Below are 249 nucleotides of genomic sequence, written 5' to 3' on the forward strand. Positions count from 1 at the left end.
CCGGTCCCGGTAAAACGAAACGCGACGACTGACGCGACACAGTCCTTCTGAGAGGGCGTGCGGGTCGGAATTGGATTGGGGATACATGTAAATGCCTATTACGTTGCTAGACGGAATTCTTTTGGGCATCACCCTCGTTTCGGCGGTTCTGGCCATGGTGCGCGGCTTTTCGCGCGAAGTGCTGTCCGTCGTGTCATGGGCAGCGGCCGCCGCCGCCGCCTATCTCTTCTACAAGCCGGTCGTACCCTT

The 249-nt window shown here is 59.0% G+C and carries 1 protein-coding gene; it reads left to right on the top strand.

The features are described from left to right. Positions 1–91: 91 nt before the first annotated feature. Positions 92–249, top strand: a 158-nt coding sequence (locus AC0MA3_RS26645; protein WP_474658370.1) for a CvpA family protein, incomplete at its 3' end; no start/stop codon positions are given.

Source organism: Paenibacillus sp. LS-5 (assembly GCF_056121505.1).